Annotated in this window: 18 protein-coding genes; 4 read left to right on the top strand and 14 right to left on the bottom strand. The window is 50.8% G+C overall.

The window, feature by feature from the left end:
- The first annotated feature begins 449 nt into the window (after positions 1-449).
- The gene (gene hmpA / locus MKX98_RS10940; protein WP_194541833.1) at positions 450-1,655 is read left to right on the top strand and encodes an NO-inducible flavohemoprotein; all 1,206 of its coding nucleotides are present in this window, start codon (positions 450-452) and stop codon (positions 1,653-1,655) included.
- A gap of 182 nt (positions 1,656-1,837) precedes the next feature.
- On the opposite strand, the gene MKX98_RS10935 is transcribed toward hmpA, so the two are convergent.
- Positions 1,838-2,347, bottom strand: coding sequence for a Crp/Fnr family transcriptional regulator (locus MKX98_RS10935; RefSeq protein ID WP_194541832.1), 510 nt, complete (start codon positions 2,345-2,347; stop codon positions 1,838-1,840).
- A gap of 182 nt (positions 2,348-2,529) precedes the next feature.
- On the opposite strand from MKX98_RS10935, the gene MKX98_RS10930 reads away from it, so the two are divergent.
- Both MKX98_RS10930 and MKX98_RS10925 read left to right on the top strand, forming a co-directional pair.
- Positions 2,530-2,916, top strand: a complete 387-nt coding sequence (locus MKX98_RS10930; RefSeq protein WP_339222961.1) for a hypothetical protein — start codon at positions 2,530-2,532, stop codon at positions 2,914-2,916.
- A gap of 30 nt (positions 2,917-2,946) precedes the next feature.
- Positions 2,947-5,094 carry a YhgE/Pip domain-containing protein gene (locus MKX98_RS10925; protein ID WP_220685934.1) on the top strand — a complete coding sequence of 716 codons (2,148 nt, stop codon included), beginning with the start codon at positions 2,947-2,949 and terminating at the stop codon, positions 5,092-5,094.
- Between the two features lie 130 nt (positions 5,095-5,224).
- Here MKX98_RS10925 and MKX98_RS10920 read toward each other — a convergent pair whose 3' ends face one another.
- The 12 genes from MKX98_RS10920 to MKX98_RS10865 all read right to left on the bottom strand — a co-directional run bounded on the left by MKX98_RS10920 (position 5,225) and on the right by MKX98_RS10865 (position 22,699).
- Complete coding sequence (locus MKX98_RS10920) at positions 5,225-6,313, bottom strand: glycosyl hydrolase family 18 protein (RefSeq protein WP_339222959.1); 1,089 nt, start codon at positions 6,311-6,313, stop codon at positions 5,225-5,227.
- 29 nt (positions 6,314-6,342) lie between these two features.
- On the bottom strand, positions 6,343-8,100 hold the full coding sequence (locus tag MKX98_RS10915) for a polysaccharide deacetylase family protein (RefSeq protein WP_220685936.1): 1,758 nt from the start codon (positions 8,098-8,100) through the stop codon (positions 6,343-6,345).
- A 32-nt stretch (positions 8,101-8,132) separates the two neighbouring features.
- Positions 8,133-10,004: a glycosyltransferase gene (locus tag MKX98_RS10910; RefSeq protein ID WP_339222957.1), complete on the bottom strand. Its 1,872-nt coding sequence runs from the start codon at positions 10,002-10,004 to the stop codon at positions 8,133-8,135.
- 15 nt (positions 10,005-10,019) lie between these two features.
- Entirely contained in the window at positions 10,020-11,333 is a 1,314-nt protein-coding gene (locus MKX98_RS10905) for a nucleotide sugar dehydrogenase (protein ID WP_339222955.1), read from the bottom strand.
- Between the two features lies 1 nt (position 11,334).
- A complete protein-coding gene (locus MKX98_RS10900) occupies positions 11,335-12,786 on the bottom strand; it encodes a polysaccharide deacetylase family protein (protein WP_194541825.1) in 1,452 nt (483 codons plus the stop codon).
- A gap of 400 nt (positions 12,787-13,186) precedes the next feature.
- On the bottom strand, positions 13,187-14,113 hold the full coding sequence (locus MKX98_RS10895; protein WP_339222953.1) for a hypothetical protein: 927 nt from the start codon (positions 14,111-14,113) through the stop codon (positions 13,187-13,189).
- Positions 14,113-15,474, bottom strand: a complete 1,362-nt coding sequence (locus tag MKX98_RS10890; protein WP_194541823.1) for a nucleotide sugar dehydrogenase — start codon at positions 15,472-15,474, stop codon at positions 14,113-14,115. The genes MKX98_RS10895 and MKX98_RS10890 overlap by 1 nt, the downstream gene beginning before the upstream one ends.
- 183 nt (positions 15,475-15,657) lie before the next feature.
- Positions 15,658-16,464, bottom strand: a complete 807-nt coding sequence (locus MKX98_RS10885) for a response regulator transcription factor (RefSeq protein ID WP_216535081.1) — start codon at positions 16,462-16,464, stop codon at positions 15,658-15,660.
- Between the two features lie 61 nt (positions 16,465-16,525).
- Positions 16,526-17,914, bottom strand: coding sequence for a glycosyltransferase (locus tag MKX98_RS10880; protein WP_194541821.1), 1,389 nt, complete (start codon positions 17,912-17,914; stop codon positions 16,526-16,528).
- A 22-nt stretch (positions 17,915-17,936) separates the two neighbouring features.
- A complete protein-coding gene (locus MKX98_RS10875) occupies positions 17,937-19,130 on the bottom strand; it encodes a HEAT repeat domain-containing protein (protein ID WP_194541820.1) in 1,194 nt (397 codons plus the stop codon).
- A gap of 18 nt (positions 19,131-19,148) precedes the next feature.
- Positions 19,149-21,407 (bottom strand): hypothetical protein, encoded by a 2,259-nt coding sequence (locus MKX98_RS10870; RefSeq protein WP_339222950.1) that lies wholly within the window; start codon positions 21,405-21,407, stop codon positions 19,149-19,151.
- A 770-nt stretch (positions 21,408-22,177) separates the two neighbouring features.
- A complete protein-coding gene (locus MKX98_RS10865) occupies positions 22,178-22,699 on the bottom strand; it encodes an HPP family protein (protein WP_071223782.1) in 522 nt (173 codons plus the stop codon).
- A 150-nt stretch (positions 22,700-22,849) separates the two neighbouring features.
- Between MKX98_RS10865 and MKX98_RS10860 the strand changes: the two genes are divergently transcribed.
- Complete coding sequence (locus tag MKX98_RS10860) at positions 22,850-23,806, top strand: GntR family transcriptional regulator (protein WP_339222948.1); 957 nt, start codon at positions 22,850-22,852, stop codon at positions 23,804-23,806.
- A 154-nt stretch (positions 23,807-23,960) separates the two neighbouring features.
- Here the strand turns inward: MKX98_RS10860 and MKX98_RS10855 are convergent, their stop codons facing one another.
- A complete protein-coding gene (locus MKX98_RS10855) occupies positions 23,961-24,983 on the bottom strand; it encodes an ion channel (RefSeq protein WP_339222947.1) in 1,023 nt (340 codons plus the stop codon).
- Positions 24,984-25,008: the final 25 nt, after the last annotated feature.

The raw sequence follows: 25,008 nt of genomic DNA, 5'->3' as shown, positions 1-25,008 counted from the left end.
GGCCAATCTCTACATAGAGGCAACCTGGAGGAGTTCATCCTTCGAACCATAGTTCCCATCCTTTCGTAAGAGACCGTCCTTGTCTTCTGACGTCCGACTTCGCTCTACGAAGGAAGCTATGTGTATGAGAGATCATAACGTTTCCAAATCGTCCTTTGGGGATTCGTCCTTCGGGGACACATGGTATCCTGATCCTTTCTCGTTTTAATTAGACTGCTTACATTATTATAACACAGTTGGCATACAAGCTAAACAGCTGGCTAGAATGAACTGGAATATATATATGAAATATGTAAAAAAACTCGCTTTCAGAACTCCCTCCATAAAATATCGCCGTTCTGTTCACATATTCGCTAAATCCGATGTGACTTAAATCACAAATACCCCTTCTTCCCTTGTCTATACTTAAATCGAATACGAATTCGAATTATGAATCAGGGGGAGTCTGCATGTTAAGCCAGCATACGATTGAGGTCGTTAAATCGACCGTTCCTGTTCTTGAAACACATGGAACGGCAATTACGACTGCATTTTACCAAAAATTGTTTCATCATCATCCGGAGCTTCTTAACATATTCAACCATGCGAATCAACGAGAAGGAAAACAGCCCTTTGCCCTTGCCAATGCCGTATACGCCGCCGCAGCCCATATCGACCGTCTTGAAGCGATTGTCCCGGTTGTTAAGCAGATCGGACACAAACACCGGGCATTAAACATTTTGCCCGAGCACTATCCAATCGTTGGCGAAACGCTGCTCGCCGCCATGAAGGAAGTGCTGGGAGACGCTGCAACGCCCGAAATTATCGAGGCCTGGGCCGAAGCTTACGGGGCTATTGCCGATGTCTTCATTGGCATTGAAGCGGATATGTACCAACAAGCCGCGAACGAGGCCGGCGGCTGGAGCGGATACCGCAATTTCGTCATTGACCGGAAGGTGGAAGAAAGCTCCGTTATCACTTCCTTTTATCTGGTCCCGCAGGACGGTGGCGAGATTTCCGCTTATCAACCCGGTCAATATATCACGCTCCGGGTGAAACCCGAAGGTGAAGCCTATTATCATAATCGTCATTACAGTCTCTCATCCGCACCGGGTCAGCCTTACTACAGAATTACGGTCAAGCGTGAGGATGAACTGGAAGGAAAGCCCGCAGGCGTCGTCTCCACTTGGCTGCACCGTCATGCCGAGGTTGGGACCGTTCTTGAGGTCACGGCTCCGGCCGGTACCTTTACGCTGGATACGGACAGCGATCTTCCGCTTGTCTTGATCAGCGGCGGCGTCGGTTTAACCCCGATGGTGGCCATGCTCGAAACCGTGCTGCTGGAACAGCCTGACCGGAACGTAACCTTTATTCATGCGGCCAAGTGCGGCAGCCAGCATGCGATGAAAGCTCACATCGATGCGCTTGCCTCCAAATATCCGCAGCTAACCTCTTATGTCATTTATGAACAACCGGAATCGGAGGATCAGTGTCACCAAGCAGGCTATATTGATCTTGATTTCCTGCGCAAAACCGTTGATGACAAGGCCGACTTCTACTTCTGCGGCCCCGTTCCGTTCATGCGAGCCGTGAACAATCATTTGAAATCGATGGAGGTACCTTCGGACCGAATTCATTATGAATTTTTCGGCCCGGCTGGTACATTGGAAGATTAAAATAACCGTATTACACAATCAAAGGGTGCCTGTCTTGCATAAAGACAGGCACCCTTTTTAGATGGTACACGCTTGCTGTCGACTATTATCCAGCGAAGAAGATAACCATATGCCAGTTCTGGTCATGCGCAATTTATAAACCTATGTACCTTGGCGTTCATACCGTCCTCAATATTTCGGAACTAGATATGCTTGCCCTGTTCCCGCAGCAGCCGGTTTACCGTTTCTCTCCTCACGCCGATCAGCTGTCCGATCTCTTCCTGCGTCAGATACTCGGTCAAGTGTATTCCCTGTGAATACTCATCCAGCCACTGGATCAGCAGCTCAAGCCGCTCCGCAGGTCCTCCGACCGTCAAGTGATCCAGCCTCATCTGCATGAACCGCACCTTTTCCTGCAGCAATCTGGCCACCTCGAGCGGTTTCTGCGGATCCTCCGCAAGCTGGCGGTACCACGCTTCAGCCGATATGACCTCCACTTCGCTCTGGATCAGAGCGATCGCCGTTCCATGTGTCTCCTTCGGGCTGATCAGGGAATGGTGCGGCACCGTTTCACCGGGATATAAAATATTGAAAAGCACCATATTGCCATTCGGATGGAGACGGGTCACCTTGAACAATCCGCTCCGGATGTGATATAGATGATCGCCGCTATCTCCTTGCCTGAACAGTATTTCGCCTTTATGAAGAATCATTAATGAATCGCCTCCTGATGAATGCAGTTATCAGGAGTGTAAACGATATGCCGTCATGAATCCACTAGAGGCAAATAACAATTACCAGAAATTAATGGTTGCGCACCGTATATTGTTGGCATACCATGTGTATAATAGAACATATGTTCCTGTATTTATTCATGTTTGAGGATGTGTCTCTTATGATGAAACCTTCCACTCCTCCTCCGCCTTCACTAGAAGACGAAGCCCTGATCCGAGATTATCTGCTGTATCACTTCATTCAGTCTGTTCTCGAGCGGGATATTCAGATTCTCAAGACCCTTCAACTGAAAATGGGTGAGCTCTATATCTTAAATCTGCAGCTCATTAAAAAAGGATATTCGGATCATGCCTGGTTCCTACAACAACAAATGAGAAGGCGCGGCATCCGGATCCATAGTCAGAGCGGTACAGCCGAGGAAGGGCTGCGTGTCCAGTATTTATGCCGCGGATATGATGGCTCTCTGCTCTGCGAATGGCACTCCTTCAAGGAAGAGATAAAGGATCGGCTCGTTTCGTATCTTGGCACGGATTTGGCGGCATACTAGCACCAACTACGTACAAGACAGGAGCGCTCCATGAAGAATATCTTCCACATATATTCTGCCGATATCCATAGAATCATCCGTAATTGGGCTGCAGGCGTCATCATCGTCGGGCTCGCTATTCTTCCTTCTCTGTATGCCTGGTTTAACATTGAGGCCTCCTGGGATCCCTACGGCCAGACCTCCGGCGTCTCCATTGCCGTTGCCAACCTGGATAAAGGCACCACCCTCCGCGATCAGCCCATTAACCTGGGAAAAGAAATCGTGGAGTCCCTCCATCACAATGAGAAGCTGGGGTGGCGTTTTACAGAGGATAGCGAGAACGCCATTCAGGGTGTACGGCGCGGCGATGATTACGCCGCTATCATTATTCCGGAGAACTTCTCTGCCCGGATCGGCACCGTGCTGACCAATGAGCCTGTCAAAGCTCAGATCCTCTATTATACGAACGAAAAAATCAACGCCATTTCTCCCAAAGTGACGGCTCAGGGTGCATCCGGTGTTGTGGAGGAAATCAGCAAAAATTTCATCAAAACCGCCAACGGCACCATCTTCGAGATTTTCAACACGCTCGGGATTGAGATTGAGAACCAGCTCCCGGCCATCAATAAAGTACGAAGCCTTCTGTTCCGGCTCGAAAAAAGCTTTCCGGAGCTCAATGAAGCGGTGGGCACAGCTGCACAAGATATTAAGCTGGCCAACCGATTGGTTCAGCAAGCCGACGCCGCCCTGCCTCGCCTTGAAGGGATTGCCACGGACGGCAAAGCCATGGCCGGTGCGCTGGCGGAGTTCGCGAATCAGGCCGCCGGTGCCTCGAAATCGCTGGAGCCAACTCTGCGTCAGGACTTGGAGGTACTGGCTGCAACCACCGGAGCGCTCTCGCAAGTGCTGGACGCTCTAGGGCAAGCCGACATTGACCCGAAGGAGCTTGCCAGCCGCCTGAACGCTGCGCAGGAACGCGCAGAGACCGCAGCGAAAGCAGCCGCCCGGCTGGGTCAATTGTTCAAGCGGCTGGGCTCCATCTCCCCGGCAGCAGCTTCCGGGGCGGCCAAGCTCGAGGATATTGCCGCACGATGGACCTCAGCTCAATCCGTGCTGCAAACCATAGCCCAAGCCGTGGAACGGGGAGAAGAAGCGCCAGCAGATTCCATCGATAAGTTGAAAAAGCTGAACGATGATATTACGGGACTGACCAACACGCTGTTAAGCCGCTACGATACGGAGATCGGTCCAGCGATAAGCAAAGCCTTCACCTCGGGCGCAGACACGGCTAAGCGCGTGCAGCAGGAGCTGACCCAGGCACTTGCCAGCGTCCCCGACATTCAGCATTTGCTCAAAGACGCCCGGAAAGGTCTTAAAGTAGGCGGAGAAGAAGTACAGCTTGCTCAAAGCCGTCTGCCGGAGGCCGAGCTTCGGATTACGCAGCTGGCGAATCGGCTCCGTGAGATGGAAGCTGAGGGAGATATCCAAGAGGTTATTGATTTGCTTCAAAATAATTTCGAGCTCGAAAGCCAGTTTTTTGCCGAGCCTGTAACGCTGGAAGAGAATCGCCTGTATCCGATCCCGAACTACGGGTCCGCCATGTCTCCCTTCTTCACGACTTTATCCTTGTGGGTAGGTGCCCTGCTGCTCGTTTCCCTGCTCTCCGTTGAGGTTCATGATGAAGAGAGAAGCTTCCGCAGCATCGAGGTTTACTTCGGACGCTATTTAACCTTTCTCACCATTGCCCTGTTCCAAGCGCTATTCGTCACCCTGGGCGATATCTATTTGCTGCGGACCTATGTGGTGAATCCGGGCTGGTTCATCCTGTTTGCGCTGCTGATCAGCTCCATCTTCATGCTGATTGTGTATACGCTGGTGTCCGTATTCGGCAATGTCGGAAAAGCGATGGCCATCGTACTTCTCGTGCTGCAGCTCGCAGGCGCGGGCGGAACGTTCCCGATCCAGATGACGCCGCCCTTCTTCCAGGCATTGCATCCGTATCTGCCGTTCACCTACGCCATTAGCATGATGCGGGAAGCCGTTGGCGGCATTCTATGGGATATTGTCATCCGGGATGTCCTGTTCATGCTGATCTTTGCTGCAATTGCGCTGATGATCGGGATTGCGCTCAAGAAGCCGATCAACCGGGCCAGCGGCGGTCTTGTCCGTAAAGCGAGAGCCTCGAAACTCATCCATTAATCCAGCCCCCTTTCGGAGCGTATATCCGCACAGAAAGACTGCCTGATTACAACTTGAGTCAACCTTTATGCAAAAGGACACCCCAAGCGGCTTCCTAGAGCCATGGGATGTCCTTTTTTTCATATAAGATTCACTTATGTTGGGATTGCTGATGGTATTCCTTCAGCTGTTTCAACGTATCCTCTTCCATATCCCCAAGCCGCCAGATCGCAATCTTCGAAACACCCGTATCTGTCGCCGTATCCATCCAGCCGGCAATGGTCATACCATCTGCATACCATACCGTATGGCCGATGCCTTGCTCGTCCGTATATTCATAATACAGGGCACCGCTTGAAGAATCCCGCTTCGGCACTTCCGAGATGGAATGCGCCAGCTCCACCGCACGCTTTTCCGTTAAAGAGACAACCTTGCCGTTCTTCGCCCAATCAAACCCTCCAACCGACAGTGCGATGGCATGGTCTCCCGGAATCCTGCGCAGTTTGTCCGCCAGCTTTCTGATCAAGGCATGATCCGCCTTCGGCCCCGGTCCGCTATGCCCTCCGTACAAGTTATATGCCATCAGGACATAATCCGGGCCTGCCGGCAACAACTCCAAGGATGACTGGGAGATCCCCGGCTCCAGGACGATTCGAAGAGAGAAACCCTCCGCTTGTAAACGTTCATACAGCTCCTTGTACAGAGCGCATAAATTCGCCCAATCTTCCTTGCGTACCTTTTCGTAATCCAGCTCCACGCCACGAAAGCCATGCTGGGATACTACAGCCAGAATGTGCCCGATATGCAGGCTGCGGCTTTCCGGAGTAGCCACGATCCGGGAGATGAGCTCAGGATCCTTCTGATCAGCCGTCCCATCGGTATCGAAGCGATCGTTTACGATGGTCAGGACCCGGCGAAGCTGCTCCCCTTTCCGGGAAATCTCCTGAAATTCAGGCAGCCCCTCCCGAAAATCCGAAGTAAAATGGAGTTCGTCTTTATGATTGAAGTAGGCTGCAAAAAAATGAATCTCTTCAAGCTCGCTGCCGAGCTGCTCCATATCGGTTATGCCCGTCCTCCACTGCCAATCCGTAATCCAGGCAGACAGCTTTACTCCCGTTTGCGGTATCTGAGCCTGCAGTGCTTTCTCCTGCTCTTCGGTGCGCAGCCACCAGAAGGAGACAGCAGCGCACAAAGCCATCAGCACCACTGCTCCTGCCCATTTCCTCCTGCGATTCTTCATTCTTGTTCACGTCCTACGCCATCCGAATTTTAAAAGGTCTCCACAGCCCAGTCAACCGCCCGGTTCAAACTTCTCTGCACGCCTGTCAGGACTCCGGTCAGTCCGGACGGCTTGTTCGTAAACAGCAGCTTCCGATCGCCGCCCGCAGACTCAGATGTTATGGTGACATCTTCAAAAATAGCGTCGTAAATATCATCCTTCTCATTCTGCTCGTGATATTGCGATTCAAACGCCACGCCCCCTGCGCCAATCGAAACATCCACAGGCTGCTGGTCCAGAATTAACTGTTGATCGACACTCACCGACACGGAATGGCCTTTCACCGAAATCTCCAACGAGCGGTTGCCAAGTATGTTGACCGGATACTCATTCTCATCATCCCGATCTCCGGCCTGCGTCTGTTCCTTGGTATATACCGATGCTTTGTCGAATTGCAGATCCTCTTCACCCCACTCGACCTTCGGCAGGGAATAAGTGAACAGCTCCTCGGGCGCTTGACCTGCTCGCTTCTGCTCTACCACCACGCTATTGTTCTCCAGAAGGAGTCTTACGTAAGTGCCCTTGGTCCGATCGTAACGGACATAGATGGACTGTCGTCCTACCACATTGCCGAGCGCTTTAGCCGAGACGGTTACGTCAGTCTCTTCGCTACCTTTTAAATAAACCGTCCCTGCCTGAGACGGAGGCGATGTGACCACGAAACGGTTATCCGAAAATTCAACCGCTCCGCCGAGCAGCTCCCACTTGTCAGCCTGCTGCTTGTCCCCCCGCACAAACTGCATAGATTGTCCTTGGTCCTTGTGCAGCTTCATCAACAGGTGGTTGGTGGACCAGTAAGGAGCAGGTTGGACCCGAGTCAGATTATAAAGATCGCTATCCTGCGAGTTGAAAGCCATACCTTCCCGGTTGAAATTCATCCCAAACAACTGCTCAATCTGCTCCGTATTAGCATCGGCTACAAGCTGATTCATGCCGCTGCCAAGCGCATTGGCATGCATGATCATATATGTCCCTGGAACGTAACCCAGCGATTCCGTGTAGACTTTATTCATCGCCTCATAGTCAGCTTGAATCCGTTCTTCCATCTCCGCGCGGTTCTCGAGCGGTATCATGTTCTCGTCGCGAATGAAATCCATCAAATAGTGGTTGTAATACTCCACGTTGGATTTGCTGGTCAGTTCCCCCTCATCCTTAACGCCGATATAACGGCCTTCACTATCAAAAATATTAATATAAGTCAGCCGGTTGCCGTTGGTCCCCAGCTCCCAATAACCGGTGCGGGTCATCTTCAGCATATCCTTCGGCTGCAGAAATTTACGTTCACTGTTGCCCATTTTGTCCGCATAGGACAGGAAGGTGGCCTTATAGTTGTATTTCTCCAGCAGCGGCTGCGCGAACAGCGCGGAGTCATTCCGTCCATCTTCAAAGGACAGATACAGCGCTTTATCCGGCAGCTTCTTGCCATTACGATAATAATCGATAATATCTTGCTGCGAAATCGTGGTGTAGCCCTGTTCATATAAGGCCTTCAATTGTGCATCCAGCTGGCTCTTGGATACGAGCTTGGATGTCCCGGTGCGGCCGACCCCGAAATAGGATAGCGCAATAAAGCCCTGATCCTGACGCCAGGCCGCTCTGTCCGGCTCCTTATAGGTGCGAAAATCGAAAATCGCATTCGCCAGCAGGACAGCTACTACGGCCAATACAACGACCTGTGCCGTAACTTTGATGATTTTGCGGCGATTTTTTCGCTGAACATTGAGGGCTGCATTTTGTTTTTTACCCATTTGTCATCCTCACTTCAACCGCTTTGACACGATCAGAACGGTAATCCGAATTTTTTGCCTTTACGCTTGCGGGCTTCCTTCTTCTCTCTAGCTTCAATATCCTGCGGTGTTTCCCGGGTCCCCCATGTCGACTTCCAGAAGGTAAACCAGGCCACCGGCATCTGCCATAACAGGACAAACTCATAGAACAGACAGAACACGAAGCCGAACACCCAGAGCTTGCTCTTGCGAAACAGCAGGTGGGCAAGACTCATGAGCAGCGCCATCAGCAGCAAGCCCATCAGGAAGGTCCCCGGGAAAATGCCGTGAACGATCGGCACGTACATCAAGTTATAGGCAACCACGACAGGCGCGGCAATCGGCACGATTAGGCCTACGTAGAAAAACAATGCCATAAACGGCTCTTTGCGCCAAATAAAGCTTCCGGCCCGGAGCGACTCGCGCAGCCAGGAGCGCTTCCAGCGCATCTGCTGCTTCAGGAACACCTTCATCTGCGAAGGGACAATCGTCGAGCATATGGCGGAATCCTGGTAACCGGTGCGATGTGTTTTCAAAATAAAGTTCGTCATGCTTCGGTCATCCCCGAAGGTGGCGGGTCTGCCTAGAAACTTCTGGTTCAGCCAGGCGTCCGCATGCTGCAGGATCAGCTCTTTCCGATAGCAGGATAACGGGCCCGACAAGCAGGTCACGCTGTCAAACCAGGACTCCGCCGCTTTCATGATCCGAAAAGCAATATAATAACGGACCGTCTGCAGCTTCGTCATGTTATTGGTATATTTGTTCTCGACGTCCGTCCGGCCGGCCACGCCGCCCATCTTAGGGTCCTGAAAAGGCTGAACGAGGTGGCGAATCGCCGTCGGGTCCAGAAAGCTGTCGGAGTCCACAAACACCACCAAATCATGCTTCGCCATCTCCACACCCTTGACCAGGGCAACCCGCTTGCCCGCATTCTCCGGCAGCACCGTATAGGACAAGCGTTCGCGGGTAGCGTATCGCTCCGCCTCGGAGTGAATCACTTCAATCATATCCTTGATCTGCTGCACCGATTGGTCTGTCGATCGGTCATCCACGACGATGACCTCCAGCTTATCGACCGGATAATCCTGATTAATACAGCTGAGAATCGTACGTTTAATCCAATCCGCTTCATTGAAGCAGGGGATGATAATCGAAACCCCCGGTGTATAATCCGGATTGATCGGCACATCGCGGTACAATGCCCCAAACAGGTAGCGAGTTAGCAAAAACAGGGCTGCGATTAAGCTGTACAAATACAGCACCATGTTGTATTTAAAATAGATAATGCTCTCGGCCCGCATCAGCATGATGAAGAGCACCGCCACGAACATCAACGCGCTGGCAGAATATACGGAATAGCCCCACCGTTTGCGCTGAAAATATTCAGTCAGCGGTTTCTCAAATTCCAAGGCAAGCATATGTTCTTCACCGGATTCTGCCAAATTCGTGGCCCGGCGAACGATGCTTGCATCCATCCTTACAGCCGATTCGAAACCTTCCGGCATCGCGCCTGGCGGGATCCGGAATCGGGCCTTTACCTTGTCGCCCACTTCGAGACCTGAAGAAGCGTCCGGCAGCTTGAGCAGCAGGCCCGTGGCCGAAATATCGGCTGCCTGTCCCTTAATCCCGGCTTTTTTCTTTTTCCCCTTGGGGACGATCCATACTTCAAATTCCGCTTCATAACGCAAGCTGAGCATACGCAGCTTATTTAAATATTCAGAGCTGGACAAATCATCCCCGGGCTGCTCAGCCCGGTTGCCTCTCCGGTCCGCGTTCAAACGAATCTGCTCCGGGTCAGGTACATAGGAAAGAGTACGTCTATCCGTGCGCGGAACCGCAAGAACTTCTTTAGTGCTCTTCGGTTGCTTTCTTTTTATAATCCTCATTGCTTTCTCCCATCGTTACAAACTCCAATAATGAAAGCCATTTGCTTCATATTCGGTTTTTGGATAAGCTCCCTTCACGTCGATCAGAAGCTTCTCTCCTTCAGAGCTAAACATGTCCTTGAATTCGGCAATCCCAAGCTGCTTGAACTCCCGGTGAGCGACGGCGACAACCGCAATCTGAATGTCTTTCAATTCGCTCATGTCCGACAGCTCGATACCATATTCCTCATAAGCCTGATGCGGGTCCACATGCGGGTCCGCGACCATCGGTTGAATTCCGTAGTCCTGCAGCTCCGTAATAATATCGATGACTTTGGAGTTGCGGATATCCCGGCAGTCTTCCTTAAAGGCCAGACCCATTACCGCCACCTTCGCCCTCATCAGATCGATACCTTGGCGAACCGCGAGTTTAATGACATGCTGGGCGATGTATTTGCCCATTCCGTCATTAATATGCCGCCCGGCCAAAATAATTTTGGAATGATATCCCGTATCCTCGGCCTTGTACGTCAAATAATATGGATCAATTCCGATGCAATGTCCGCCAACAAGCCCCGGCCGGAACGGGAGGAAATTCCACTTCGTTTCTGCAGCCCGCAGCACGGCATTCGTATCGATCTCCATCTCGTTGAACAGCATGGAGAGCTCGTTCATGAAAGCGATATTGATATCGCGCTGGGCATTCTCGATGACCTTGGCTGCTTCCGCCACCCGGATGCTTTCCGCCCGGTGAACGCCTGCATCAATAATCAGCTCATATAGGCTGGCAACCGTCTCCAGTGCCTCCGGGTCATTACCGGACACAATTTTCACGATGGTCTCGAGTCGGTGTACCTGGTCTCCGGGATTGATTCGTTCCGGGGAATACCCCACCTTGAAATCCTCGCCCAGGCGCAGGCCGGACTCCTCTTCAAGAATCGGAATGCAAACTTCCTCCGTTACGCCCGGATAAACCGTTGACTCATACACAACAACCGCTCCCCGGGTCAATGCGCGGCCGACCAATCGGCTGGCATTGCGCACGAATTTCAGATCCGGGACATTTCCGCTTTTTACGGGTGTCGGAACGGCGACAATAAAGCAGCGCGCTTCCTTCAGCTTGTCCGGATCCGAGGTGAAGGACGCCGTGCAGTTCGCAAGCGAAGTATCCCCGATCTCACCGGTAGCATCGAATCCGCTGCGGTACTGCTGCACCTTGGCCTCGCTCAGATCGAAGCCGATGACATCCAGCTTTCTTGAGAATGCGACCGCCAGCGGCAGCCCCACATATCCAAGACCGACGACCGCTAATTTGTCAACGCGGTCCAACATATTCACATATAATTCCATCTTATTCCATCTCCATTGCGGCTTTATCCTGCAGCTGCATCATGTCCGCCATTTTTACAAACGTATATCCTTTATTCTTCAGCCCTTCGAGTACTCGGGGCAGGGCCTCAATAGTATGAATGTCATCCAGCATATGAAGCAAAATGACGCTTCCCTTTTGTGTCTTGGTCATAACTCCGTTCACAATATCGTCGGCACTGTTGGAAATATCCCAATCCAGCGTAGTCACATCATACATTGCAATGGCGGGGTAACCGGCAGCCGCCAGCGCTTTGGCCCGTTCGTCATCTACCACGCCGGTCGGCGGGCGAAACAGCATGACAGGCTGCTGCTGTATGGCCTCCGTAATAACCTGGTGGGCCTTGACGACATCCTGCTGCAGCTCTTCCGGCGTTAGCGATGTAACGACGGGATGGCTGTAGGAATGATTGGCCACATCGTGTCCGCCTTCGACCATCGCCCGCGCCAAATTCGGGTTGCTTTCCACTCCTTTGGCCCGCAGGAAGAAGGTGGCCTTCACATCATGCTCCTCCAAAATATCAAGGATGCGGGTTACCGTTTTGTCGCTTCCGAAATCATCAAAGGTCAGGGCAACCTCTTTTTTGTTCGTATTGACTTTATAAACCAGTTCATATTTCGCCTGTTCATAATCCGGGTTCATTCTAGCAGCGTCGTATCCCGGAATTAACTCGAGCGGTTTTCGCACGCCGCCATTGCGCACCAGCTCATCCAGCGTAACCAATTGATATCCGATATCGTCCACGGCCTGGGCTATGTATTTAATAGAAGAAATCACTTCCGGATTGACATCGGTATTCATGGAAATAATGCCGCCTCTGGAGATGTACCTGGTCACATACTCTCCAATCTCTTCTGCACTCTGCATATTGCGATCCTTGGGATTAATGTTGTAACTTACAACGGCCTTCATTCCAAGATGTGCAGCTGCCAGCGGCACTTCATCCGGATAATCGCCCGAGCGTGTCCGCACATAGCGGGGCAGGACGCCCGTTTCCCGCTCAATGACATCATTCGCGAGTTTGATTTCCTTATAAATCTGATCGTAATCAAGCTGATTCATATCGAGCTGATTGAGCGTATTGTTCTCAATTTCATGACCTTTGGACAAAATGGCATCCGCAATGTCTGGTTCCTCCGCCACACGGATCCCCGGAAGAAAGAAGGTCGCCTTGATTCCATAGGCATCCAGCTCATCGATCAGGGCCATCATGGTCGCTTTATCGCCCATGCCGTTAAAGGTGAGCGCCAATTCTTTCCTGGCTGTGTAAACAAACGGGATTTCCCTGCTCTTTTCCCCTGTATACCGTTCCACTTTTTGAACTGTCGCTGTCGAACCGCCCGCTTCATCGCTGGGAGCTTGCTTACCACCAAAAAGACCACAACCCCCCAGTAACGCCAGGGTTAACAACAGTCCGGTCATTCTTGTTAGCATGTATAACATTCGGGTTTTACTAAAATCTCTTTTCATCTGGATACTCCTTTTAAATTTCAACAATTGCTATAACATTTTGAAAAAATTCATGGATTTTCATCATTTTCATAACTTTGAATTACAATAAGGAACCCCGGTCGTCCAGCTTATGTAATCCGTTGCCCATGTTTTTTTCTAAACATGCTTTTACTCCCTGCCGCTCGATGATTCACATTATAGAATTCAGTTCTATACAATTTCTAAACATTTCCGATTTAACCGGGACTTGGCCCCCTGTCAGACAAAAAAAACACCTCCGAAAGTCTCTTAAGACCTTCGAAGGTATGTTGAATAGTGAATGATTCATGTTGTTCATGTTGTTCCATTTAACCTGAAAATCGCTATTGAACCTCATGCAAAATCAAGGCTCTTCCCCAGCCATCGCGGTTCGTTTGTGAACCCAAGCTTGGTAGTGATGGACGGCCAGTCCCGCAAAGGAGTTATGGTCGCTGCCAAGTTTGGCCGCACGCAGGGCTTCATCCTCCATCTCCTGTTCGCTCTTGGCAAAGAAGGTGAGATGCTCGCCTTCCTCCGTATCCCCAAGCTCCATGCCGATCCAGACAGACTTGCCGAGTTCGTCCGCCTGCTCCAGCTCTTCCTTGGACAATTCATACATCTGCTCCCCGCTGTCCCGGTACGCCATAACGGCAATCGCGTCCGTATTCTCAATCATCCAGCGGCTGAACGAATCGGCATCCGCGCTGCGGGGTCCAGGTATCGAGTCAAGCCAGAAAGGAACGGCGGCGCTGAACGTTAGCCCCTGACGCTTTGCCTCCTGCACCCAAACCTCCATGTTCGCGCTCCATTCTTCCACCACCTGTGCCTGTTCACGGCCCCATCTTCGGAGCACATAGGGCTCAACATCGAATTGCACGCCCTCGAATTTCTCCTCCGGCGCAGCCGTCCGATTGTACGCTTCCAGCCAGGCCAGCAGCTCCATCCCTTTTCGCCGGCCTTCCTCGTAAGCCCAATCCGGCTGACCGTTCAAGGCATGGACGCTGATCCCCTGCTGATGTGCCGCAGCTACAAAATGGCGGTATTCTTCGTCCGCCACCTCTTGCTGAATCTGCAAAAAGATCGTTGTGATGCCTTCCCTGCCGCTAAAGGCTACAATCTCCTCCGTTTCACTCCGGATCAGACTTGCATCCCACAGCCATGTAGCCTTGTTCTGATTCACCTTGCCTGACGGGAGAAGAAAAAGGATCAGCAGCAAAAGACAGATGCCGGCAACCAGAATGATCCACTTCGCTTTTGCATGTATAGGCCTCATTCTTCTCGTCCATTTCATCAGATCAAGACAGCCTCACCCGGCTCAGCTACATGCTGAACAGAATGGCCGATCTTGTAGATATGAGGCTCGGCGAACGCTTTAAATGCATTTCGTGTATCTAAGATCGGCACGCCGGTCGAAGCGATCGAATGATAATCCAGATTGCTGTGGTTTGTAATGAGGACGATGCAGTCGTAACGGCTGAATTTCGCCAGATCATACTCCACGCTGCGTACCGTTCCGCCTTGCTTATCCACGAAGCTGTGGGCATACGGATCGTAATAATCCACATAGGCGCCATTTTCCTTGAACTGTTCATATACTTCAAGGCCCGGGGATTCACGCAAATCGCTGATGTCCGGTTTGTAAGCCATGCCTAACAGCAGGATATTGGAGCGTTTTATCGATTTGGCATATTCGTTCAGAATCGTAGCCGTCTTATTGATCACATAGTAAGGCATATTATCGTTGGTGGACTGTGCCAGCTCAATAAATTTGCTGTAGAAGCGGAAGCCCTTGGCCTTCCAGGACAGATACATGGGATCCAGCGGGATGCAATGGCCGCCGATGCCCGGTCCCGGATAGAATGGCATGAATCCGAACGGCTTGGTTGCCGCTGCATTGATCACTTCCCATACATCAATGCCCATGCGGTCACACATCATGGCCATCTCGTTGACAAAGGCAATATTCACGCTGCGGAACGTATTTTCCAGCAGTTTGGACATTTCCGCCACTTTCGGGTTGCTGACGGGTACCACCGTCTCCACATACTGCTTGTATAACGCTTCACCCAGCTTTAGGCAGGCATCCGTCGTTCCTCCGATGACCTTCGGCGTATTTCGGGTATTGAACCGGCTGTTGGATGGATCGACCCGTTCCGGCGAGAAACACAGATAGAAGTTTTGGCCGACCTTATAACCGAGCTTCTCAATCGGCTGCTGAATCAGCTCCTCCGTGGTTCCCGGATAAGTCGTGCTTTCCAGTGTAATTAACAGGTTAGGCTTCATAAAGCGTTTGAGCTGATCGACTACCATTGTAATGTAGGATGTATCCGGATCCTGATTCTCGCTGAGCGGCGTCGGCACGCAGATGCTGACGGCGTCGATCACAGCAATCATGCTGTAATCCGTTGTCGGCTTAAAGCGTCCGGTCTCCATGCATGCCGCAAGCTCTTCGGACGAGATGTCACTAATATAGGACTCGCCGCGGTAAATGCGGTCAATTTTGTCAGAATCCAGATCGATACCGATGACCGTGAATCCCTGTCTTACCATTTCCACAGCCAGCGGCAATCCTACATAGCCCAGTCCCACTACACCCAGAACGGCTTTCTTATTCTCAATGGCACTCAATAAAGTTTCATATTCCTCATTCACAAGTATTCAACCTCCATCGGATGTTTAGTCTATTCGTCTATTTCTTTTGCCTATTCGCCAAAAGACAGACCTCGTTTTGTTGAACTCTCTCCTTGCGATTAAAGAACCTCTCAGCTCAACTAATCACGTATCATTCATCATTCATTAATTCTCATCAAACTAGAAGCGTTAGTAACGATGTGTTTAATGAAGGCAGCGGCGGATGCGGGCATCCAGCTCCACCGGCGAGAACGGTTTGGTTACATAATCATCCACCCCGTTTTGGAAGCATTGGCTGATCGTTTGCTCCACTCGTTTCTCCGTTAATACCACAATTTTCGGCGGCTCCTTCATATCCAGCTGCTGGATATGATGGATGAAAGGCAGGCCGTCGATGCCATGCAGGTTGAGCTCGGTCAGCACAAGATCCGGCTCCCATTTCGGGATGAGATCCAGCGCCTCCAAACCGTCTACGGCTTCAAGCGTTTCATAACCTTGCATGGCCAAGCGGATCTGTAAAAACTCCCTCACCGTGGCATCTTGATCCACGATGAGAATGCGGTTTTGACCGCTGTCTGCTTCCTCCTGCGTAAATATATGAATATCCGAAGAGGTGCTGAGCTTGGTCGCTTCCGCCATCTGCTTCAACGTCAGCGCTGATGGCACTTCCGTAAGCGCGGCAAGCGTAATACGCGGATCTGCTTGCTCCAAACGGCCTTGCAGATGCTGCTTCAGGAGCAATGCCTGATAATGGGCGGCATCCAGCGAATATCCAGGCAAGGTAACGGCCATTACACCGGTTTGGGTGTCTTGCAGTACCTCACCGTTCACGCCGGACAGCTGATCCACAAAGCTTTGAACCTCTGCCAGCCCAGCCTCCGTCTCGGACGGATTGCCTGCACAGTACAGAAACAGCAATGCTGTTCCATGGCTATGGTTTCTCACTTCCTCCTCCAGGCGGCCGTAAAAATCTACGGCCTGCACGCGTTGCAATGTTGCGGATTGAGACATAACTGTAGGTCCCACCTCTCTTTATATTTTGATGCTGTTACATATGAACCGGGCCTTGAAGTCAGGCAGCCTCGTTCTTATCTTTCCAGCTCTGCCGGGTCATGGTCCCCCATGAATTGTTGTTTTGCAGATATTGAATATGCCCCTGTACTCTCCACAGCACGCCTAACTGGTGGTATCCCACAAATTTGAGTGCCGAGAAGAGGAGCATCTTCACCAGATCGGACAATTTGGTATACCGGCGGAAGGCCATCTCCTCCAGGATGAGAGCTCCCACGCTGAGCAGGTACCCACTTAAAAAATTGACGAGTCCAAACACGACCAGCACATGCCAATTTGTCATATCCAGCAATACATATCCAAGCAGAGCCAGAAGGCCCGTAATTCTGAAGTAAGGGTTTAACGCTTCAAAAATAACGTTGTAGGGCATCGTCAACATGCCCATGACTTTATATTTCGGATTGAACACCATATCGCGGTTCTCGATCATGTTCTTCAAGTTTCCCCGTCCCCAGCGCTTGCGCTGGTTGGACAGAATGTTGTAGCTGTCCGGCGCCTGCGTCCAGCACACCGCTTCCGGGCAAAAGGAAACGCGGTACTTGATTTTATTTTCCAGCATATAGCGGTGCAGCTTGATAATGATGTTCATATCTTCGCCGGGGTAGCCACCCCGATAGCCGCCCACCGCGATGACATAATCTTTCCGGAACAAGCCGAAGGCTCCCGAGACGATGATGAGCCCGTTGAAATGGCTCCACCCGATTCGTCCTCCCAGGAAAGCTTTCAAATATTCGATCGATTGGAACATCGGCCATACCCGGCGCGGCAAGGATACGTCCTTAACCTCTCCATTCTCAATCACGCAGCCATTGGCGATCCGAACATCTCCGCCGATAGCCACCGTTTCCTCCGGATTCTCCATGTACATGCGGGCCATCCGGATCAGTGCATCCTTCTCCAGCAACGAATCCGCATCGATGGAAGAAATCAGCGGATAACGGGACAGGTTAATGCCCGCGTTCAATGAATCCGCCTTACCGCCATTCTCTTTGTCAATGAGATATAGCTGAGGGTACTGCGGATTATAATAAATGCCGCGAACCTTGTTCGTGCTGATGTTGCCGCGGATCTCCGGATTAGGAAGCAGCGTCAAACCATACTCCTCAATCAGCACCTTCAGCGTTTCGTCGGAGGATCCGTCATTGATGACAATGACCTCATAGGTTGGATAGTTCAGCGTCATCAGACAGCGGACATTCTCCGCGATAGTGAGCTCTTCGTTATAGGCCGGAACCAGCAAAGATACCGATGGAACCAGTTCCGAACCCGAGAGCGTATTGTACTTGGAATACGTGGCGCGTCTGAAAATATCTTTAATATTTCTGAAAGAAAACATCAGAATTACAAAATAAAGCGCGCTAACGATCATGACGTAATAAATCGCCACCATCCCGTAAGTGAGCAGGATATCTCTAAGCAGTGTAATCTCCTCCTACTCCTGCAACCGTGCTGATCCGTTTGTTCGTTTGAACACCGAAATAACGATCGTACACCAGTTTTCTTTTGTTAAATGCCACCATTTGTTCGACTTGCTCGTATTCGCCTTCGTTGGACATGATCCGTTCGATCCGGTACAAGGCCGTCTCCCTGGCTGGACCTTCTCCTGTCAGGGCAGCTTGGCACAAGGTCTCGAATCCTTGTTCTCCCAACATCGCAAGACTCTCCGCGCTGTTGTTGCGCACATGCCAATTCTCGTCCTTCAAGGCGGAAGCCAGAATCGGAATGCTGCCTGCGGCGTGCAGTCGTCCCAGCGCTTTGGCCGCTGCGGCACGTACTTCCCACTCATGATCATTCATAAGCTCCGCAATGGTATCATCCTTCAGTGCCGGATAAGAGCCAAGATACAGCTTGACCGCCTCCGCACGCACGTCCTTCTCCTCAGAACCGACCAGTCGATCGAGTGCCGGCACGACAGCCGGAATGGCCTGCCCCCACATGGCTACAAGCGATACCTTGACCAGTCCAGGATCGGGATCATCCAAGAGCTTGCGCATGAGGCTGGCCGAATCGAGCCGGGTTTCAAGCAATATATCGGCAGCCATATGATGAATGGCTTTATCGTAGGACAGCAGTTTGGACAACATCTCTCGAATCTGCTGTGACTGAACTGCGCTTTTGGCAATCGCCCGCGCAATGATGATGGTCATCGGGCCGTATTTGGTGCGGTTCATCAGCTGCTGAAGCTGCGGCACAGCCTCTTCCGCACGCATCCCTCCAAGACGGTAGACCGCCTCAATACGACGGTCTTTCCGCAGGCTGGATAATGCCCGAACCTCCTCTTCCACAAATCCGGCTTCCCGGCATAAGCGCAGCAGCTTGTCTCTGGCGTCCCCTTTGAATTGCTCGATCCACTCTATAAACTTGGCTTGAATGACCCGGCGCTCAGCCGAAGTCAATTTGCCTGGCGGGAGTTCCAGCTTCGTATCGTCATGCAGATGACTCTGGACATACACAAAATAGTCATGATGTTTTTCTGTTAAGCGTTCCGTTTCTCTTTGTACAGCATTGTGCTTGATCTTCATTTGGAACAACAGGATAATGCCGGCTGCAATAAGGCCGAGACATACATAGACAAAGACGTATGCCATTTCTAAATTTGAAAACATATCCGATGGCTCCTCCTTTTATTTAGCATCTGGTTTCCGCTCCGTTTCAGACAGACGGGTGAATATGTCCTGCATATCATAATAGCTTTGTTTTAATCGTTCACTGTACTTGGTTGCTTCCCATAGCTCCCAAGTATAAGGTTCAATCTCCTCCAGGTTGATGGACTCTGCCGATCCTGACGCTGACTGCCCGTTATTCTCAGATCGCTGCGCGATCCACGGAGCCAGCCGGATCCCTTCCGCTGTTATCGTGCTGAATGTACGCTTGTCTTGAAGCGGGCTGTAATCCAGCACCTGCAGCGAACTCGGATCCCCGAACCCGAGCAGCATCCATGGAATTCTCATCTCCACGAACCTGTCTTGATACTGCCAGGCCGTTAGAGAATTAAAATCCGGAGATTGCGGATCACTGGTCCCCCGTTTCAGCATCCCTACTCTTTCATCCACAAACGGATGGGAAAAGCGGGTATCCGGCGGATTCATCAACAGGCTGATGGCCAGCTTCCAGGCATGAAACGAACCTCCGGACACCACAGGATCGTCCTTGGTCCCCTTCGCTTCCTCTCTAGGCAGCATCCAATACCCCTCTTTGCCGTACAACCGGCTGTGGAAATCGTAGGATGGCGCAATGGTGACCTGGGACTCATCCTCTTGACCTAACTGAATCAAAGTTTCCAAAGCTCCACCTGTAAGCGTTCGTCCCGCCAATTCTTTCTTAGGGATGTCGCCGCCCGGGATCGTATCTGCTCCGATGAAAAGCTTGGAACGTTCGGGATCAAACGCTTCCTCCAGTTCCATGCCGATATACAGGTAGGCTTCATCATGAGTCAACTTCATGTTCTTGACGCCCGGTGCCGTTCCGGACCAGGTCTTGACTTCCCCTTCGGGAACTTTATCCCAATCGCTGAGATCCCCGTCGATCGTGATCTGCTCTACCTTGCCCGGCTGCATCGCAAGAACGCCGAACATCTTCTCATTCGTCAGTACATTCAACCAGAATGCCCGGCGGTCTGCCGGTATTTCAAAAGGCATTGTATTCCATGTTTTCTTGAACCATTCGTCCTGCCACATGAACAGGATCGCCCCGGAATAACCTTCGTCGTAAATATCCTGGGTCAGCGAGACGTTGACTAAGCCTTGCTCAGCTTCATCATGCCCCCCTTGATCCTTACCGCCGGGACCATGGTGCGAAATACCGATGGATGAAGGTACGCCGTACTCGGTGACCATAATCGGCATATCTTCGAAAGCTGCCTTCAATTTTCGCAGGTAGGCTTTGTACGTGTTGTAACCCCCATTACCATCAGGAATGGTCTGCAGCGTTTTGTCCGTCCGGAAAAAATCCGGGTAGTACGGGTATACATGGTATGCGGCAAAATAACCTGCATCCCAGTTCACCGGTTCTACATGCCTTGCATCGACAGATACCAAGTCCTCTTCAAACAGCGGTTCCCCCGGATGCTCAAGCACGTCCGTTGTGACCCAATTGGTAAATGTCATCGGATGCTGCCATCCGTACTTCTGCTCCTCGGCAGCCGTATGGTCCAATAAAGATGCCAGCCAATTCTCAAAAGGACTTGCGTCCTTCGTCCCCGAGAAATAGGATCCCTCATACCGAGGGACATCCTTATGTACCGTGTTGGTGTTATCGACCATGGTTGGGTCCCATTCAGTTCCCACGTGCCAGGCCATAAGGTACTTGCCTGCATTGACCTTATACTTGCCACTCGACTGTCCATGCTTAGCCTCAACATTGATATCGCCGTAGACAGCAGCAACGGCCTTCGATATCTCCGCTTTGAACGTCTGGACGATTTCTTCGTCATACGCATCCTTGCGCTCGATCAGCTGCTCCTCCGGTGACCAAATGCCCTGCATGAAGTACAAGGGGTCATCGCCTTTATCCCGGTTATATTTCACAAGTGCAGAATAGAAGACCGGATTATGCACGGTGTAGACCCTGATTACGTTCGCTCCCATATCATCAATCTGTTTAAACCAGCGAAGGTAATCCTCCTCCGTTGCCGGAAGCTCACCGGGATAATGTCCGGGTACGGTTGCCCCCAGATTCACGCCTTTGGCAAAAACCTCTTTCCAAACTTCCTCATCCTCATATACGAGAAAGGAGGTTCCCTCTGTTTTGAATTTCATTTTCACGCCGTCCGCATCCGCATACGTCTTTAATGACGGCCGTAGATATCCTAGAATTACAGCGGCACCGCAGAGAAGCACTATAGTGAAAAGTGCTGCGATCACCCACCATTTTCGCCTGCTCATCGTCTTCGTTGCTCACCTGCCCTTTCTATGACATGTTTGTTGCTGCACCGACACATGACGACTGAGCCATACTCGTCATTCTATAGCCGATGCGTTCCCGATACCATATTCCTTCTTTACCAACTTTTCCGATATCGATAGTAGTCAAAAAGAAGTAAAACAAACCTCTTCCACATTTTTCCCCCGATAAAACTTACCGCTGCCTCTTCACCCCTGTCATTTGACAACTTAACAGCCTGATGTTAGTTGTGTGCAGTGAACAGCATCGCTGTCCGAATAAAGCTGGAACTGCACGACTTCATTCCATTTGAGGAAAGCAGCGATATGACAAAGATTTTCAGAAAATTTTCGTGAATCATAAGGTTAAACGCAAAAAAATTGCTAAAGTTCCGGTCATTTTTACATCATTATCCATAGTTATTACAAATTTGATACCAAAGTCGTATAAAAAAACGGCTGAGAACCGCATTCTGTAAAGGTTTGGCAATGTTTACCTTTTATACAAAATGAGAATAGAGTCCTGTACCGGGATTGTGTAATATTCTATAGAATTGACACTCGGGATCAAGTGGTAAGTATCGCCTATTTTTTATGATTTCGGTTTGGATCTCCCCGCATCGTGGTATATAAATTAGTTTGGGAAATTTAAAACCTGCGGCAGAATAACATAAATCAGACCCGGTCCATTGTAGATCCGAGTCTGTTATTGGCGATATAAGATTGAAGAAGTTACCATGATTACCGTTTATTCATCAAAGAAAAAACTGCCTTCACCACCAAAAAGTCGGATATCTTCGCTCCTTCACCGCATTATTGACAAGCAGAGCCACAACCACGATCATGACGGACCCGGCAAGCACAGGGGTAAACAGGAATGACCATCCGCTGCCAGCCATAATCACAACCAAAGGGTCTGCACCAGCCGGTGGATGGGTCGTTTTGGTTATCCCCATCAAGCTGATTGCCGCTCCCACGCCGATGGCCATAGCCCAGATTCCGTCACCCAGAACCTCAAGCGTTACGAGTCCCGTGAATGTGGAAATCAGATGACCTCCTACGAGGTTCCTGGGCTGTGATAGCGGCGCATCCCACACCGCAAACGCAAGCACGCAGCTCGCCCCAAAGGGTGCCATGATCCAAACACTCCCTGCAAGTGTCGTCAGAAGAGCCAACAATCCGATGGAAACAGCGCCGCCGATAAAGCCAATGGCGATATTCATGGGACGAACGGTCAACGGACTTCTAGCCCCTCCCTTCATTTTCTGTACATATGCTGCTGCCTGGTCCTTCATTGATTATCCCTCCTATATTCATAATTAACTAGTTATTTGGTTATATATAAAATAATGAATCACAACCTTACATGTCAATACCTTTCTTGATAATTTGCAAATGTTTGTGTACAGTTAAATTACTAGTTGACTAGGAAAGGATGTTTCGTTATGCCGCATAAACTGATGCTTCGTGTCGACCCGCACGCCACCCTTAATGTCAGTACTCAGGTTAAAGAGCAGTTAAAGTGGCTGATTGGTATTGGACAGATCGAACCATTCGATATGCTCCCTCCGGCCGGTGCGCTGGCGGATCTGCTGGGACTGAATCGCAACACCGTAAATCTGGTCTACAACCAGTTGAAGGATGAGGGGATCGTCTCGATGCATAAAGGCAAAGGAACGCAGGTATTGAACAACGCACAGGTAGAGGAGCTTAGAACTCGCAGAAAGATCATGCACGCGCTGGTAGAGCGAACGACGGAGGAGCTAAGCTCCGTTAACATCCCGGCGAGCGAGTTCTTTGCCGCATCCCTCGCCTTTACCCTGCTGCGGGAGCCTGTCCTGAACACGAAACAGCGTATTTTGTTCATCGAATGCAAGGAACATGATTTTCCCTTTTATCAGAAAGCGATTGAGCAAATAACGGGTGCCGAAGTGAAAACGGTATTTCTCGAGGACCTGTTGACGGGGACACAAGCCATATTCGACGCACTGGAGTACTCAAACCTCATCATCACGACTTTAAACCACGATACCGAAGTGAAGGCTTTGTGCAGCAAATATGACAAAAAAGTAACGGTCATTGGCGCCAGCGTGGAAACATCGGTCTTGCTCGATATTGCCCGGCTTACGCCTGGAAGTGGTATCAGCTTTGTTTGCTTGGGTAAGGCAGGTGCACAGTGGATGGCCAGCCGTATGAAAGAAGCTGGTATTGAGGGGGTCCATGCCAGCTTGGCTGGGCTGGATAATCGGGAGGACCTACTGCAGCGGATCGAGGAATCCGATCTGATCTATGCATCTGACGCCGCATATGAAGAGGTTCGAGCCTTATCCCCCGGCAAAGTGAAGCTGTTTCCCATGACGCTGGAGAAGAGCAGCGAGAGCGTTCTGAGAGAGTTGGTCTGAATCTTAACGCACGAAAACGCCCGCTGTTATAAACAGGGGGCGTTGTTGGGCTGGATATTTCTATCTGTGCCGAATGTTCAAACTTCTGGATTCCGGTATCACTAAATCCGAAGGTCCTGTGTCATTCCACGGGCATCGGATTGAAGGCCCAACTTCAGATAAGCTTGCCGGCAATCCGCTTATAGGTCGCCTCGTCCGAGACCACATACAATCTGGCATCCCGCGGAATCGACACATCGAGCTTGCGATTAATGCTGAGGTCGTTGCGGTCGGAGATAAGCGTCGCTCCTTGCCGCAGCAGATCCAAAAAGGCATCGCCGTAGGTGTTCCATGCAGGGTCCAATGCCACTTCGTAAATATCATCGCCATGCTGGCGGCTAAGCAGCTGCATCAGCACATCCGAGTTTCCTTCCTGCAGCGCTGCGCGTACGGCCAATCGGGACACGGCATCATGTGAGAGCACAAACTCATTCACATGATTGTAGCGGAAATTCTGAACATGCTTCTCCTGCACAATCTCAACCGTGGTATGTACATTTGGCGCAATTCGTTCAATGCTGGATACGATCAACAGCGACTTGCCGTCCACGAGAGCCGATTCATCAATTCTGGCGTCTGCAAAAACAATGGCCGATTTGGCCTCCATGATATTGGCTCTCATTAGCACGTCATCCGCTGCTGGATCGCCGCTTACAAAATGCACCTGTTCGAGATGCTCCACCGGATGACGGTTGAGCTCATCAATGAGAACAATATCTGATTCCGGTGCAAACAACAGGATCTCTTCAATAGCGGATTGTGCCTTTTTGCTCCAATTGATAATGATGACATGACCACTACCCTTAAAATTCAACCTGCCCGCTCCTCTCTGCCGCTGCATGCTTCCAAACGATTCAATCACCTTGCCGATCACCAAACTGAGCAGCCCGATACCAAAGATATAGATAAATATCGTTAATATCTTGCCTGGCACGGTAACTGCATAATAATCGCCGTACCCTACTGTTGCCATCGTGGTAAGTACCCAATAAAAGGCGTTAAACCAATGGTGAAACGTTTCCGGCTCCAGCAGAAATGCCAGGGTCGAGCACAGCACCACAAACAGTACTACAATCACGCTGATCGTTGTTTTACGCAGACGCATCATTTTCAAAGATAATCTTAGAAAAAAGTGCACGCTCCTGCTCCTCTCCCGAAAATGG

Origin of the sequence: Paenibacillus sp. FSL W7-1332 (genome assembly GCF_037969785.1) — a bacterium.
In the GTDB taxonomy this organism is placed as follows: Bacteria; Bacillota; Bacilli; order Paenibacillales; family Paenibacillaceae; genus Paenibacillus_AQ.
This window is presented reverse-complemented; position numbering and strand designations above follow the sequence as displayed.